A 16,414-nucleotide genomic window follows, 5' to 3' on the forward strand; every position below is an offset into this window, starting at 1 on the left:
CACTATTTCACTAAAAATAAACTAAGTGCTGGAACGAATGAGATAATTAATACACAAATTATCATGACTAGTATAAAGGGTATAATCGCACGCATTACACCTTCAAGTTTCGTTCCGGCTATTTTATTGGCTACGAATAAGTTTAACCCAACTGGTGGTGTTATGTATCCAATCGCTAAATTAACAATCATTATAATTCCAAAATGAACAAGGTCAATCCCAAGTGCAGTTGCAACAGGCGCTAATATTGGTGTTAAAATTAAAATAGCGGCCGCTGTTTCCATAAATGTTCCGACTATCAGTAAGATGAAATTAATGATAAGCAATGCAAAAATCCAGTTGTCCGTCACACTTAATAAAGCTTCTGTAATTTGCATCGGAATGCGTTCGCGCGTTAAGTAATAGGCAAAAACAGATGCGCCGGCAATAATGAATAAAATGGATGCACTCATGACAGTTGCTGATGAAAATATGTGATACAAATCTTTTAAAGTAATTTCGCGGTAAATAAATACGCCAACGATTAACCCATATACTACGGCAACTAAAGCCGCTTCTGTAGCGGTAAAAAATCCGCTATAAATACCACCTAAAATAATAACAGGCATCATTAGAGCTAAAATAGAATCCTTTAAAGCAATGAAAAATTCTTTGAAATCATATTTCTCTCCGCCACCATACCCTTGAAGTATAGACACGATATAAACAAGTAAAAGTAAGGAAAACGTTACAAATATACCGGGTATTATTCCTGCTAAAAATAGATCGCTTATTGAAACACTTGCTGTGACCCCGAATAATACGAGCGGTACACTTGGAGGGATAATCACTCCGATTGTACCTCCTGCCGCCTGAATAGCAGTCGAGAAGTTTTTATCATAGCCTTTTTTGACCATAGCAGGAATCATAATGGCACCAACCGCCGCTGTTGTCGCAGCAGCTGATCCTGATAATGCTGCGAAAAAGGCACATGAAATAATTGATACTAATGCCAATCCACCGCGTACTCGGCCGAGCATTACTTCTGCTAAATGAATTAATCTACGGGAAATCCCGCCAGACTCCATTAACTTTCCAGCAAGTAGGAAAAAAGGAACTGCAAGTAATGGAAAGGAGTCTATCGAGTTAAACATACGTTGGAAAATTGCTACAATGGGCATTTCACTTTGAATAACGAAAAACGTTGTTGCTGCCATCGCTAACGCAATGGCTATTGGAACATTGATGAAAATTAATACGAGCAATACAATGAAAAGAATAATATCTGCCATTAAGATAGCTCTCCTTTCAGTTGTTTTGTCGTGATATAGAACAAATTCATCACTAGAATGAGCCCGCTAATAGGAATGACTGAATAGACAATTCCCATCGGTATTTGCAATACAGCTGACGGCTGATCCATCACACGCATGGACAAGTCAAAGCCTTTAACGACCATGAGAATAAAAAACACAAGACAAACCGCTGCGCTTAGTACGATAAAAAATTTCTTTATAAGGCCTTCCATACGGTCAACTAATAATTCCATGCCAATATGCGCACGGGCTGCTACTGCATAGGCCGCCCCTAAAAAGGTCATCCAAATCATGGAATACCGTGATAGTTCTTCGGTCCAAGCAATGGAATAATCAAAAAAGCGGAACGTAATTTGACAAAATACCGAAATAACAAGTACAACCATTAAGGCAATTAAAATACCATGTACTACTTTATTTACCCCTTCTACTAATTTCACCATTGTCTTTCTCCTATCCTACTGCTCATTTAATATACGCTGTAAAAGCTGCTGGTTTTTAGCACTGTCATATACAGACATGATTTTCTCGCGGAATGCATCTACTTCAATTGTATCTACAACTTCCATTCCTTGTTCTTGAAGTCTGGCAAGTGCCTTTTGTTCCATATCAATTACGAGTTGCCGCTCATATGCCCCGATTTTCTGACCTTCTTCCATTACAATTTGGCGTAGATCTTCCGGTAAACGGTTATAGGCATGTTCACTCATCATAAACACTGCCGAAGAATAGGCATGTCCTGTTAGTGTCATATATTTTTGATTGGCATCGTATAATTTGTAGCTATCAATAACTAAAATTGGGTTTTCCTGCCCATCCACTACTCCCGACTGCAGCGCGGTCAACGCTTCTGTCCAAGCCATTGGGGAAGGCGTAACACCAAGCTTGTTAAATGCAGAGATAAATACTTTATTTTCCTGTACACGCATCGACAACCCTTTTAAATCATCAGGTGTTTCAACTGGTTTCATACTGTTAGTGACATGCCTGAACCCATTTTCTCCCCAAGATAACCCGACAATCCCAATGTCACGTAATTGATCAAACAACTCTTGTCCGATTTCACCTTCCAAAATGTTCACGGCTGATTCCCTGTCGTTAAATAAAAACGGCAGGTCAAGTACAGCAAAGTCTGAAACGAAATTCATAATCGGTCCTGATGTGGAGACAACCATGTCTACTGAACCGAGCATAGCTCCTTCAATCAGCTCACGCTCTGCGCCGAGCTGACTTAAAGGGAACGTTTCAATAATGACTCTACCATCTGTACGCTCTTCAACCCGCTGCTTCAATTCTTGCATCGCCAACTCAAACGGATGATCTGCTGCGAGTGAATGTCCTGCGTATAATACGTACTGCTCTCTTTCATTTGAACTTGTGCAAGCCGATAAAAGTGCAAAACTCAATACAAGCCCCACTATGCAAACGAATTTTTTCATCTTTCAATTCCCCTAATCAATGAATATTTTCCCTGGATTCATAATGTTGTTTGGATCAAACACTTGTTTAATCTGTTTCATCCAGTCGTATGCCAGCCCATGTTCAAGTCGCTGGTATTTTGCTTTGCCGCTACCTACACCATGTTCACCTGTACAAGTACCACCTAGTGATAAGGCAAATTCCACTACATGCTCATTAAGCTCTTTTGCCTTTAAAATATCGTGAGGGTCATTCATATCTACCATAAGCAAAATATGGTAGTTTCCGTCACCGACATGTCCGACAATTCCGGCGTTAATATTCATGCTCTCAATCTTTTTACGTGAATTTTCTATTGCTTCCGGCAATGAATTGATCGGAACTACTACATCGGTAGACATTAAGCGTTTTCCTGGCGCTGAATGGATGTATGTATAGGCCAAATTATGACGCAACTCCCATAACTGATTACGTGCCCGTTCATCCTGTTCAAAAGACAGACCTGTACAGCCATTATCATTGAGTAGCTCTGTTGCAAAGACAACGTCAGATTGCAAACCAGATTCATTTCCGTGGAATTCTAAAAATAGCGTAGGCATTTCTATAAAGCTAGCACCTGATGCATGATTCACCTGTTCAATACTCGTTTTATCAACGAGCTCAATGCGTGCCATCGGAATACCTGCCTGCTTTAATGCAACAACGGAATTGACCGCTTCTTGGACAGTATTAAATGTCGCACGTCCTGCCACTATTTTTTCCGGAATACCGTAAACACGTAATGTTAACTCCGTAATGACACCAAGTGTACCTTCTGAACCAATCATAAGTCCGTTTAGATGATAGCCTGATGATGACTTGGCAGCTAACCCGCCTGTATGGATAATATCGCCGTTAGCTAAAACGACTTCTAAATCACGGACTTGATCACGCATAATGCCATAGCGTACTGAAGTTGTTCCGCTCGCATTTGTCGCAGCCATACCACCTAATGTTGCATCTGCCCCTGGATCTACAGAAAAAAACATGCCGTATTTTTTCAGTTCCTTATTTAATTGACTGCGAGTAACACCCGGTTGGACCTTTACGAGAAAATCTTCTGACCGTACTTCCAACACCGCATTCATAAGTGACAAATCAAGTGAGATCCCGCCTTTTGTTGGAATGACATGTCCTTCCAGACTCGTACCTAAACCAAATGGTACAACTGGTATAAGCTGCTCATTTGCAAAGGCTAAAACTGCACTCACCTCTTCTGCTGATTTTGGAAATACGACTACATCCGGTAAGTGAGGTTCATGGTAAGATTCATCTCGTCCATGTTGTTCACGTAAAACATCATTTGTCGTTACTTGCTCGTGTGATAATAAATTTTGTAAGTGTTCAATATAATTCATAGTGCATCCCCTTTATAATTTTTGGTTATACCAACAGTCTTTTGGTCCAACCAATACTTCTTAATATTTAGAATATATTTATTTATCTGAAAATACAATTAATTTTTGAGATTTATATGTTTATATTTTGAAAAAAAGAGCTGACGTATTAATGTCAGCCCTTTTTTAACGGTTATTTAATGCCTCTTAACTGTAAATTAATTTTCTCGGGTTCTATGCCGAATTGATGGGAGAATACATCAGCAATATCTTTTTGAACCTCGTATAGATAGGTGGGAACATGATATTGGACAGGTGATTTTAAATAAATATTAATATTCATCTGCGGAATCCCTTCAATTTGTAGACTCAGTACTTCAAATTTTATGATTTGACTCTGTTGCTCGAGAACATGTTCTAAAACATCTAAATATACGGAACGTGCTATATATACGCTATTTTGATGGAAGTCAGGCTGAACAATCGTCGTTTCCCCTAGCTTCACTTGAGTAGAAGAGAAAATCTCTTTCCCTCGCTGAACTAGACGTTTAAAGAAATTCTGCTCTACTTGTCTGTAAGGTACTGGCATAACATGCTTTCCTTGTACTTCCCTTACGTATTTAGCGATACGGATTTCCTTTTCTGTTCGAATGTCCTGTACATAATAAAAATGATTAATTTCGCCAAGCTCTAAACGTGCAGCTATTTTTTTAGTCATTTTATCCGATGTGCCAATTATTAAGATAGATTTTACTTCATAGTCTTGAATAGCTTTTAAAATCTCCTCTTTATGTACATCATCATCAAAAATTGCGCGGCGTACAGCCTTTAATGTATTTTTCTCAAACTTTGCTGACGTTCCGGCTACCTTTTCTCCATTTACAATAAATAGCCCATCATCAATAATGGCCTGAATATTTTGTTCGTGAGCAAACTGTAAAGCACTGGTACTTTTACCAGTACCACTAGGCCCGCTTAAAGAATAAGTGATCATCATTTTCTTCCTTTCTACTATCTATACAGTAAAAAATCGCTACTCTATTTCAATTTAATGCTTTTGTGTTTGAAGATAACTCTATTTTCTGATTTCCTTCCCATTATACGTGATGGTTATGATAAAATGGTGCTTACATTTGAAAGTTTTAAGGAGTGTTACATATTGAATATCCAACCGTCAAAAAAAATGTCTTTATTTGCACCGGCAATTTTTGGGGATCTAAAAAAACATGCAAAAATTCAGCAGCAAAATGGGGTGGAATTAATTGATCTGAGCTTAGGCAGTCCAGATATTCCTCCAGCTGAAAATCTACGACAAAAGATGTCTGAACTTTCGGCACTTTCTTCTTCATATGGTTATACATTAACGGGTATTCAAACATTTAATGAAGCAGTATGTAACTACTATAAACGAGTAAACGGTGTTGAATTAAATGCAGAAACTGAAGTAGTCCAAACAATCGGTTCTCAAGAAGGCTTAGTACACTTGCCAGTTGCTTTTTGTGATCCAGGAGACGTCGTATTAACAACAAATCCAGCATATGTTGCCTACGATGCCGGAATCCATTTAGCGGGTGCAACGCCCTACTACATGCCTTTAACAAAGGAGAACGATTACTTACCCGATTTAAAAGCTGTTCCTGAAGAAGTACTGCAAAAAGCAAAATTACTCATATTGAATTTACCAGGTAATCCAGTACCTGCAATGCCATCTCTGGAATATTTTAAAGAAGTGGTCGAATTCGCGAAGCAATATAATATCATTGTATTACATGATGCGGCCTATTCAGAGTTTTACTTCAAAGGTGATGCACCGATTAGCTTCCTTGCAACACCGGGTGCAAAAGAAGTTGGGCTGGAAATCAATTCATTATCTAAAAGCTTTAGTCTTGCTGGTACACGTGTTGCCTACATTGTAGGGAATGCTCAATTAGTTGGAATAATGAAGCAATTAAAATCCAATTTAGATTTCGGAATTTTTGAACCAATTCAACAAGTAGCGGCATTAGCATTAGACAACTCTGAGGAAATTACGGACAAATTAAGAAAGACCTTTTCAGAGCGCCATAAAACATTGATGGAAGGTTTAACATCAATTGGCTGGGAAGTAGCACCTAGTAATGGTGGGATGTTCGTTTGGGCAAAATACCCTTACGATATCAAGTGTATAGATTTTGCCTTTAAAGCAATTGAGCAAACAGGTGTCGTTATGGTTCCAGGCACGGTGTTCGGTTCAGCGGGTGAAGGTTATATGCGTTTAGCATTAGTACAACCAGTTGAATTACTTGAAAAAGCTGTTAAAAAGTTAAAAACGATTCGCGTATAGCTGGGACAAAAATTATGTAGAGATTTAAATGATATAGAAGGAAACTTAGTTGTTCGTAGTGAAGGCGGCGACTCCCAGGGGACAAGCAAAATTTATTTTGCGACGAGTAATCGCAGGAGCACGTGGGAGAGTGAAAGGAACAAAAGCTAAAAACGCCACGTCCTGTGGCAACGCTTTTGTGACCAACATCGTGTTGGCCTCGTGCCCAGGAAAGCGTCCGCCGTAACGAAGAACAACGGCTACGAAGTAGACACAAATATAAAGCCGTTCAAACTTTACTTATCGTAAAATTTGAACGGCTGTTTTATTTTGAGGTGGGTTTTGTACCGGCCTCTATATACTTACTCAGTATCATAAGAAATATAACCAGCTTCTTCGACTTCTGTTCCATCTAAAAATATAACAATCGTTTGGAAAATAAGTCGTTCATCTTTTCCGCATACCCATCGCTCATCTGGCATGATTTCAAAAGGCATAATTTCCGCATCTTTTGATCGAATAGTGCCGACCACTTCAAAGGAATGTTTACCAATAACGGTTAATTCTCCGTTTGCCTGCTCACATAGAACTTTTAATGAAATGTAGTCAATTTTATCCTCTTCATCTTCTGTAAGAGGAGTAATGTAAACAGAACCATTCAGAATGTCACCTTCTACAAGATCTGTTTTTTCAATAACTGTTTCTACTCTTACCCCATTTTCTTCTACTGTTGTTAACCATTTACTTAACATGTGAATTCCCCCATAAAATAAGAAATCAACCGACTGATTTGAAAAGGAAGTGCCCTGAATATTTCAGGCCACTCCCAAGTTCTTTATTTTAAATCTTCATACAAATTCGTTTCGTCTGTTTGAAAGCGATTATAGCGCTCTTTAAATATTCGATACGTATGTGTAATAAGAACTTTGATTAGCGCATAGCCAGGAAGACCTAACACGACACCAGCTACACCAAATAGAGAACCGGATGTTAATAATACAAAAATAATCGTAATCGGATGAATACTTAATGATTTACCCATTATTTGAGGAGATATAAACTTCCCTTCGATTAATTGTACAATTGTCCATACGATAATTAACTTCAATAACAACCATGGTGAATTTACAATGGCAATAATCGCTGCTGGTGTTGCGGCAATTGCTGGGCCTAAGTATGGGACTACACTTGTTATCATGGCTAAGAAACCTAATAGTAATGCATAAGGCATCTTAATGATTAAAAACCCGATTGTCATCATGACGCCAATACAAAATGACACTAAAATTTGCCCTTGAATATAGGAGCTGATTTGTTTGTCCATATCATGTAGGACTTCTCCCATACGTAGGCGCATACGAGGTGGAAAAAGACGTAAAATAAAACGAGGCATCTTTTCCCCTTCATATAATAGATAAAACGTAATAAAAGGAACGATGACGAGTGATAAAACGATTCCTGTTATTGTAGATACAAGTCCTGTAATTCCCGACGCTACGCCTGACGCAACACTTGTCAATGTATCTTTCACTGTTTCAATAAAACTGCCGGTAAAATCAGTTAATATTTGATTGTAATCAAAATTGATTTTCTCAAAATACTCATTGAACTGGGAGTTATTTAAAAAGGCTAATAAATCATTGGCAAGCGACATAAGCACGACAGGGAATTCTTGTACTAAGTTTGTAAACTGGTCCCGCAAAAACGGGAATACAAGAACAACAAGCAAAGTGATTAATGCAATTGCTACAATGTACAAAATCAAAATTGCCAACCCGCGTGGTACTTTCCATCTCACTAACAGCTTTAACGGAGGACGTAATAGGTAAAATAAAATTACCCCTAACACACCCGGTAAAATGATCACTTCGAATAGTACATGCAATGGTTCAAAAACAAACGCAATTTTATCGTAGATGAATACTGTACAACCGATTAATAAGATGACCACTAATAAGAACAATAAATTTTTTCCGCCTAGAAAACGAATAAAGATCGATGAGAAAAAATTAGATTTTTCTTGCGGTAATTGATTATTACTTTTTTCTTCTACTTTTTTCTCCAAAAGACCACCCCAATATATCGACAAAATTTCCTATATGTCCATTTTAGCATGAATTAGAAAATTACATCTAATGCTTACTCGCTTAAATTTAAAAAATCATGCAGTATTTGTTTATTTTTTTCCTTATCGATTTCAATTACTTCACCCGCGTGACGGTACTTAGCAAATTTGTATGTTCCTTCAGCAGGAATCGTTAATTTTTCAATATTTACCTTTCCGCCTGCAACCGCTTTTAAAACGGTAGCTAATTGATCCTTACTAGTTAAATCAGTTGTTATATAGCCTTGCATCGCACCGACGAATTTAGGCATGTTTGCTACATTTTTAGGTGATAATAATTCATCTTTTAATGCTTCAATTACTTTTTGCTGTCGTGCAACTCGTCCAAAATCACCTTCTGCATCAGCGCGGAAACGAGCATAGCCAAGTAATTCTTTTCCGTTTAGATTGTGGACCCCTTTTTTCAGTTCTACATAGATTAATCCGCCCATGTCCTTTTCAACATCCATTTCGATTCCATTCGGCGCCAAAATATCAATTAATGTTTCAAAGCTTCTAAAATCAATCATTGCATAATGATGAATAGGAATATCGAACATATTGTTTAATGTTTTTTGCAATAATGAAACGCCATCTAAGTAATAGGCAGTATTCAGTTTATATGATTGATAGCCTGGAATGTCTGCATAAATATCACGCATGAAGGAAACGAGTTTCATATCATTAGTATCACGGTTCCAGGAGAGTAACATCATTGTATCGGTACGTGACTTTTCTTCCCCGCGGGTATCGACCCCTAATACTAGGTAATTTTCAATAGTCGGGTGGTTATCATCTGGTTCAAAGCCCTCGACTGGAATTTTGTTGTCCGATGCTAAATCACGGCCACTTTGAAATTGAACATAACTATAACCAACAGAGCCAATAATGACTAAAAAGAGAATTAAAAATATGACCCTGCCTTTTCGGATTTTTTTCTTTTTATAACGGGTTTGACGCGCCTGATCTTCCATTAATACAACTTCCTTTCTAATTACGTGAAGTTTAGACGATTTATAATTATATTTAGTTTCAAATTATCATGATTATACCATTTATAGCCGAAAGCTTACTTATTAATATCAATTGTAATCATTGAATGACATACATATACATGATAGAATACAACAATTAACTACTTATGATATTAGTTCTATATTCATTCTGCACGATATATAAATAGTCGTCAGCAAAAGGAGTGTTACATAATGGAAAAGGCAACATTTGCAGGTGGATGTTTTTGGTGTATGGTTAAACCATTCGACAGTTGGGATGGCATCGAAAAAGTGACAAGTGGCTATACAGGCGGCCATGTAGAAAATCCAACATACGAAGATGTAAAAAAGGGTGACTCCGGACATGTTGAAGCAGTCGAAATCCTTTTTAATCCGGAAATATTCAGCTATGAGAAACTGTTAGAAATTTACTGGATGCAAATAGACCCAACAGATGCGGGAGGCCAGTTCCATGATCGCGGTGAGTCGTACAAAACTATAATTTTTACACATAATAGCAATCAACACGAAGCAGCTTTACTGTCAAAGCAAAAATTAGCTGAAAGTGGCCGATTTAAAAAGCCTATCGTGACTGAAATCAGAGAAGCTACTGCATTCTGGCCAGCAGAAGACCATCACCAGGATTATTATAAAAAAGAAGAAGCTCATTATAAGGAAGACCGTGCAAAATCAGGGCGTGACGAGTTTTTAACTAACCATTGGGATAAAAATTAACTAACCTTACTTAATAAAAATAAAGACATATACAGCCGTTCAAACCTTACGCATCGTAAAATTTGAACGGCTTTTTAATTAGGCATTTTACCTCGGATTACTTATTACATGAAGATTTCATTAAAGGCTTCATAAATGAATTTTTTATAGATTGTTGAAGGGAAATCCTCTACCCCATTTTTAGCAAATATAATATCACGTTTGGCAGCCACTTCGTCATTTTCATAATAATAAGCTAAAGCACGTACCGCAAAGAATCGATAATATTTAGCTAAATCGATTGGATGATGAAGATAGCTCGGTATTTTTAAAGACTCGCCTATTTGAATAACATTTGTATAGTTTTTCAACTTAAACTCTGCATACATTTCTTCCCCGATGAATATTGGATTTTTAAATAGGAATAAATAATTATGAAGTTTCACTTTGTAATGTTGAATTTCAGGGGTAATTTGCCTGTAATTTTTCTCAACATTATTTAAGTAGTGTAATTTACTATATAAATAGAGGATGGATATTGTAGGGTCTTCTGCAAATTCTGATAAAAGTCTCAATTTTTCTATGTATTCCCTACTTCTGTCATAATCTTCACCGGCAATCGATTGAATAAATAACAAATGATAAAAGCGGTCCATACGATAAAATATTTGAAGTTTTTTAGCCATTTCCAAAGCTTTTTGTAAATAATGTTCGGACATTCGGACATTATCGACCGCCGAATATGAAATAGTTAAATTATAGTAGAGGTCGATTCTTACCATCGGATCAATCATGAGCTCATATGGTGCAATCTTTTCTTCACCTTGTTTTAAAATACTCAAAGCTTCATTATAATTACGCTGTTCGATTGATGATAAACAAAGATAGAAATAACAACGCAACATACGGCTGTAAGCATGTATCTCCTCGTATTGATCAATGAACTTCCAGTACTCATCCAGTGATTTAGCCTTATTGATAGTACGATTCATTAAAAAATAGACTTCTCTTAATCTAATTTGTTCATAGTTTGTTCCTTGAATTTCCGTTAAAAAGGGCTCTATTTTTTCAATCATTTTAATTGTTAATGATTGCAGTTCATCTGGATCACGGATTAGCTTTCTTCGCTCTACATCTTCTTCAATGTCCGTATATAAATTTCGAAGAGTAGTCATTGTCCCATCATCGAGTAAGTAGCTTACGTCTACATTAAGCTGCTTTGCGATAAAGCAAAGACTCTCCATTGACGGCTGTGCTTTACCATTTTCAATTAAACTAAGCATTCCTTTTGTTAAACGCTCTCCCACGACTTCTGTTTGTGTTAATTTTTTCTCTTTTCTTAACTTTTTTATACGCTCTCCTAAAATATTCACTTTTTCACCCACACTTCTTACCTAAATATTCGACTGAATATTCTAATTAAACTATGAATACTGATTTTTTACAATATCTTAACTAAAAGTTTAATGATTTAAACTTCAAAATAACAAAAAAAGAATGCTAAGCGAGATCATAGCATTCTTTTCTTTAAATTAAAATAGCATTTTCATTACAATTTAAAGGATATATTGTATTTTAGTTACAATTAATATAATAAATAATAATTTAAAATTAAATAATTTTGTTTAATAAAGCATAATAAACTATTATTAAGAATGTGAAACAATTGCATCAATGAAAGTTTTGCCATACTTTTCGAGTTTACTTTCCCCTACTCCACTTACCTCTAAAAACTGAGTACTGTTTTTAGGGCGTCGAACACACATCTCCTTTAAAGTTTTATCCGAAAACACAACAAATGGTGGTACCTTTTCACGATCAGCAATCTCTTTTCGAACTTTCCTTAAAGTTTCAAATAAAGGATCGTTCGCTTCTACCGTTGTTTGAACAATACGCGCTTCTTTTCTAAATACTTGCTCTTTACCCAACAACACTTCTTTTCCTAAGTCCGATATTGAAATCGTCGGAAACTGACCATTATGGACAATTATTAGTTTCTCTGAAATAAGAAATTCAATAAAACTCGAAATTTCCTTTGCATTCATCCCACGTAATATACCGTAAGTAGGTAATTTATGAAAATTAAATTCCAATACTTTTTTGCTTCTGGAACCAGCTAATACGGATGCAGTCATTTGCTTTCCGAATTTTTGCCCCATACGGACTATGCACGATAAAACTTTTTGAGCATCTGTCGTCACATTTTGTTGAGGGCGATCATCTGTACAGTTAGCACATCTTCCGCAATCCTGTTCTGCCTCGTCTCCAAAGTAATCTATAATATAACTTTGTAAACAGCGTTCTGTATGACAGTAATCAATCATTGCATGGAGCTTTTCAAGTTCAAAAGGAATGCGCGAACGATCTTGAGCCTGATCAATTAAAAAGCGTTGTGTTTGTTCATCCGATGAGCTATAAAGTAAAATACATTCACTATCAAGTCCATCACGACCTGCACGACCCGCCTCCTGATAATAGCTTTCCATATTCCTTGGCATATTGTAATGGAGGACGTAGCGAACGTTCGTTTTATTAATACCCATGCCAAATGCGTTTGTGGCCACCATTATTTGAACTTCATCATTTAAAAATCGATTTTGCTCATAAGTCCGGTCTTCTTCAAACATTCCCCCATGGTATTTTGCTACTGCAAACCCAGCTTTATGCAGCATGTCATATACAGATTCAACAGCTTTACGGGTAGCAGCATAAATGATGCCAGCTTCTGCTTCATTTGCCTTTACATATTTTTTAATATAAGCTTCTTTATTTTCACCAAGAAGGACTGAAAATGCTAAATTTTCCCGTGCAAAGCCTGTAACGAAAGTATTGCTCTTTTCAATCGATAATAGCTTTTGAATATCAGCACTTACTTCCTCCGTTGCTGTGGCTGTCAAAGCAATAACGGTTGGTTTGACATTCCATAAGTGCAGCAGCTGTTGGATAGACCGATAACTTGGACGGAAATCATGCCCCCATTGGGAAATACAATGCGCTTCATCGATTGCTAAAAGGGGCACTTTTATTTGTGCAAGCTCTGAACAGAAACGCTCATTTTCTAACCGTTCAGGAGCAATGTAAAGAAGTTTGATCTCCCCGTTACGCACTGCATACATCACATCCTGCACTTCATCATAGCTAAGTGAACTATTTATATAAGCTGCTTTTATCCCGCTAGAAACGAGCATATCAACTTGATCTTTCATTAGTGAAATCAAAGGTGAGATTACGACTGTTGTACCTTCTAAACATAGGGCAGGTATTTGATAACAGACCGATTTCCCCCCACCAGTAGGCATAATAACTAATGTATCTTGCTTCTGTAGTACATTTTCAATAATTTGTGACTGCCCTGTTCGAAAAGAACTATAACCGAAATACGTATTTAAATGTTTAATTGCTTCCTGTAACATAGCGCCTCCTAGTTTAAATTAGTTATTTATAATATATAGATTCATAAAAATACGAACCCCTAGTTTACATAATAAAATTATAAAATTTATTTTTTTCTTCTACCCTACTATATAATAAATACTATTTTATATGAAATAGGGAGTTTTTTGTTGAAAATTTCTTTTTCACCTGTTATTTCTTACAAACTTTATCAATTAAATTTTCAACTAATTAGTGTCGGATAATATGTAGTAAAATAAAATAGGAACTACCGTAGTAATCCCTATTTTTTAAACGACGCAATGATATAATTTTCATTTTTTGTGTTTATACAGCCTTTTAAAATCAAATTGTTATCTACGACAACTACTGTTTCGCAGCTAAAATTTGCAGTACCATTTGATACAGCTACTTTTTTATCTTCATGTTTTAAAGTCCATGTAAGTTTGTTTACAGATAATCTTATAGCGGCAAGATTTTTGCTTAAAAACATTTGTAGGCCAGGTAATGTTGAGTAAGCTGTTTCCTCATCAATTTGCATATGTGGAATTTTTTCATCGCCCAAAAATTCGACTGTTAAAAAATTTGCACCTATTAATTTAAATTGCTGCCCCACTTTAATAAATGTTAGTCTAATATCATTTTTCTTATCATCAATTCCATTTACGAAATAGTAAAAGCCATCTTTACGGGCTTCCTTTATTTCGAATTCATTAATTGATTTCGCTAAATATTGAACTTCTTGTAACAAATCATCTGACTGAATGAGTTTGGTCAATGCAGCTTCATCCCGATCGTTCACAAATTGATTAAGATGTTTGATTAAATTGACGGCTGCTGCTTTCAAATTGTCTTCATTATAGGTGAAAATATTTTTATTATAGTAACTTGTGAAATTTTCGATTGGCTGCTGTTGTGAATCTTTAAGCAGCTTATTATTTTTTTGTAGGCGCTCCTGCCAGTGTATTTTCTGATTGACAGCCTCATTTAATAACGTAACAATATGTTGTTTTTCTGCAATGACTTCTTTTTCGTTTCGCTGAGTTTCAAAAGTAGAAATAGGTTCTACTAAATAATCATAGCTATTTCTAATGTGGATAATTGCGATATTATGTTCTACATCAATGGCATACGTCTCGCCTAAATTTAAAAGATCATTATGTACAAGTGAATAAGGATGACTGGATACCTGCTCTGCATTTACCAACAGCCATTTATCGCGCTTTTCTTGCTTAATGACGTACCCTATTGTATTAGAAGTAGGCGTATATATTGGGACTTGGCTTTCCAGGGTCTTTATTTCTTCTATCGGCTCATTGGGCAGTGCTTCTCCCACCCACTTACTTTCCTCGGCTTTATCTGCACAGCCTGCTAAAAACAACACCATTAGTAAAAATAGCTTTTGCATACATTCTCCTAACAAATAATTATATTATGTAAACTAAATATCCATTTATAAAAAAAGAAGCGTCTGATTTATTCAGGCACTTCTACCATTATACTGATTTCTTCTGTTTTTGCATTATAAAAACGGATATTGACATAAGAATAAACAAAATAACGATAATCCATTTTGTAAAATAATGCGAAGTTGTCCAATCGTATACAAAGCCGATAATCAGTGGCGCAAACGCACTCATCATGAACCCACCCGATAATACCATTGAACTCCACTCATTCGCTTCTCGATTATTTTTTGCTTCATCTAGCGGTAACATAAGTCCTATCGGGAACAATCCGCTTAGAACAAATCCTAAAATAACCGCGCTTGTCCATATTGCCCATGTTGAATCGATAAAGAAGATTGCTGAGCCGATAATTCCAATAACAATTAAACTGTGCAACCAAATTATACGATCCGGATAACGATTGATTAAAGATGGGATTAAAATATTACCGACTAATTGGACTACTGTCATTAGTGTTAAAACAGACCCTGCTGTTAATAAAACCATCCCCTGTTCTAACGCCATAGAAGTTAACCAAGTTGTTAAACTAAAAAACAAAGAAGTCTGGAGCCCAAAATAGATCAAAATCGTCCAAGCTAATTTATTTCTCCACGGATTTCTTGCTAGATTCTTCTGTTCTGTACCAGACTTCTGCATTGGTGCATCCTTTACAAACGCGAACCAGCAAATCATTGCGACAATTGCTAACAATCCCCATATACCAAGTGATAAAGCCCAATTACCATCAAAGCTTTTGTAAAAAACACCTGTAAATCCCGCGCTAATTGCTGCACCAAATCCCGTTGCAAATGAATAGACCCCAATGACCGGTTCCATTCTAGTCGGGAATTTTTGTTTTATATAAGCATTAATAATCGGACTAATAATAGAAATCGCAAAACCAGCTAAAAAGCTTGTAGTAAGAAGCGCACTATAGCTTGAAAAGAAAATACGTGTAACAGTAGCAAGTCCTATTAAAGCAGTTAATAGTGTTATCGACAGCCGGTACCCATACTTTTTTTGTATAGGTACTGCTAAAGGTGCAAATAATCCCATACAAAATACGGGAATTGACGTTAATAAGCTCATTTGTGTGCTTGAAACTTGTAACGATTCCCTAATAGTAGATAAAATTGGTCCAACTGAAGTGACAGCAGGTCGTAAATTTATTGAAACAAGAAAAATAGCCAAAATCATAAGACCGGTACTCCACTTTGATCTTTGTTTCATGTAACTTCCCCGTTTCTCTATACATTCGTAGCTAGTAAACCATAAAATAAAAAGTCTGCCAACTTAAATTTTTTTTCAATCGATGGAATTGTAGATTTTCATAAGCGCCGTTATTTAATTTAGCTTTAAGTCATGCTA

Annotated in this window: 14 protein-coding genes; 2 read left to right on the top strand and 12 right to left on the bottom strand. The window is 36.3% G+C overall.

Annotated features, from left to right (window positions below; translation table 11 throughout):
* Window positions 1-2 precede the first annotated feature (2 nt).
* The 5 genes from NYE67_RS09280 to NYE67_RS09300 form a co-directional block, all read right to left on the bottom strand.
* Window positions 3-1,271, bottom strand: a complete 1,269-nt coding sequence (locus tag NYE67_RS09280; RefSeq protein WP_340727920.1) for a TRAP transporter large permease — start codon at window positions 1,269-1,271, stop codon at window positions 3-5.
* Window positions 1,271-1,738, bottom strand: coding sequence for a TRAP transporter small permease (locus NYE67_RS09285; protein ID WP_340729832.1), 468 nt, complete (start codon window positions 1,736-1,738; stop codon window positions 1,271-1,273). The genes NYE67_RS09280 and NYE67_RS09285 overlap by 1 nt, the downstream gene beginning before the upstream one ends.
* A 15-nt stretch (window positions 1,739-1,753) precedes the next feature.
* Window positions 1,754-2,734 carry a TRAP transporter substrate-binding protein gene (locus NYE67_RS09290; protein WP_340727922.1) on the bottom strand — a complete coding sequence of 327 codons (981 nt, stop codon included), beginning with the start codon at window positions 2,732-2,734 and terminating at the stop codon, window positions 1,754-1,756.
* Between the two features lie 12 nt (window positions 2,735-2,746).
* On the bottom strand, window positions 2,747-4,111 hold the full coding sequence (locus NYE67_RS09295) for an FAD-binding oxidoreductase (protein WP_340729833.1): 1,365 nt from the start codon (window positions 4,109-4,111) through the stop codon (window positions 2,747-2,749).
* Between the two features lie 172 nt (window positions 4,112-4,283).
* On the bottom strand, window positions 4,284-5,084 hold the full coding sequence (locus NYE67_RS09300) for an ATP-binding protein (protein ID WP_340729834.1): 801 nt from the start codon (window positions 5,082-5,084) through the stop codon (window positions 4,284-4,286).
* Window positions 5,085-5,249: 165 nt separating this feature from the next.
* Between NYE67_RS09300 and NYE67_RS09305 the strand changes: the two genes are divergently transcribed.
* The gene (locus tag NYE67_RS09305) at window positions 5,250-6,413 is read left to right on the top strand and encodes an aminotransferase class I/II-fold pyridoxal phosphate-dependent enzyme (protein WP_340729835.1); all 1,164 of its coding nucleotides are present in this window, start codon (window positions 5,250-5,252) and stop codon (window positions 6,411-6,413) included.
* Between the two features lie 341 nt (window positions 6,414-6,754).
* Here NYE67_RS09305 and NYE67_RS09310 read toward each other — a convergent pair whose 3' ends face one another.
* The 3 genes from NYE67_RS09310 to NYE67_RS09320 all read right to left on the bottom strand — a co-directional run bounded on the left by NYE67_RS09310 (window position 6,755) and on the right by NYE67_RS09320 (window position 9,470).
* On the bottom strand, window positions 6,755-7,144 hold the full coding sequence (locus NYE67_RS09310; RefSeq protein WP_340729836.1) for a cysteine synthase: 390 nt from the start codon (window positions 7,142-7,144) through the stop codon (window positions 6,755-6,757).
* Between the two features lie 83 nt (window positions 7,145-7,227).
* Window positions 7,228-8,457: an AI-2E family transporter gene (locus NYE67_RS09315; protein WP_340727926.1), complete on the bottom strand. Its 1,230-nt coding sequence runs from the start codon at window positions 8,455-8,457 to the stop codon at window positions 7,228-7,230.
* Window positions 8,458-8,531: 74 nt separating this feature from the next.
* The gene (locus NYE67_RS09320) at window positions 8,532-9,470 is read right to left on the bottom strand and encodes an LCP family protein (protein ID WP_191698986.1); all 939 of its coding nucleotides are present in this window, start codon (window positions 9,468-9,470) and stop codon (window positions 8,532-8,534) included.
* A 234-nt stretch (window positions 9,471-9,704) separates the two neighbouring features.
* On the opposite strand from NYE67_RS09320, the gene msrA reads away from it, so the two are divergent.
* On the top strand, window positions 9,705-10,226 hold the full coding sequence (msrA, locus tag NYE67_RS09325; protein ID WP_340727927.1) for a peptide-methionine (S)-S-oxide reductase MsrA: 522 nt from the start codon (window positions 9,705-9,707) through the stop codon (window positions 10,224-10,226).
* A 104-nt stretch (window positions 10,227-10,330) separates the two neighbouring features.
* Here the strand turns inward: msrA and NYE67_RS09330 are convergent, their stop codons facing one another.
* From NYE67_RS09330 to NYE67_RS09345, 4 genes are all read right to left on the bottom strand, one after another.
* Window positions 10,331-11,578, bottom strand: coding sequence for a helix-turn-helix domain-containing protein (locus tag NYE67_RS09330; protein WP_340727928.1), 1,248 nt, complete (start codon window positions 11,576-11,578; stop codon window positions 10,331-10,333).
* A gap of 276 nt (window positions 11,579-11,854) precedes the next feature.
* Complete coding sequence (gene recQ / locus NYE67_RS09335; RefSeq protein ID WP_340727929.1) at window positions 11,855-13,618, bottom strand: DNA helicase RecQ; 1,764 nt, start codon at window positions 13,616-13,618, stop codon at window positions 11,855-11,857.
* Between the two features lie 263 nt (window positions 13,619-13,881).
* Window positions 13,882-15,006, bottom strand: coding sequence for a hypothetical protein (locus tag NYE67_RS09340; RefSeq protein WP_340727930.1), 1,125 nt, complete (start codon window positions 15,004-15,006; stop codon window positions 13,882-13,884).
* 88 nt (window positions 15,007-15,094) lie between these two features.
* The gene (locus tag NYE67_RS09345; protein ID WP_340727931.1) at window positions 15,095-16,276 is read right to left on the bottom strand and encodes an MFS transporter; all 1,182 of its coding nucleotides are present in this window, start codon (window positions 16,274-16,276) and stop codon (window positions 15,095-15,097) included.
* Window positions 16,277-16,414 lie beyond the last annotated feature (138 nt).

The sequence above is a fragment of the Solibacillus sp. FSL W8-0474 genome (assembly GCF_038004065.1).
Lineage (GTDB): Bacteria > Bacillota > Bacilli > Bacillales_A > Planococcaceae > Solibacillus > Solibacillus faecavium.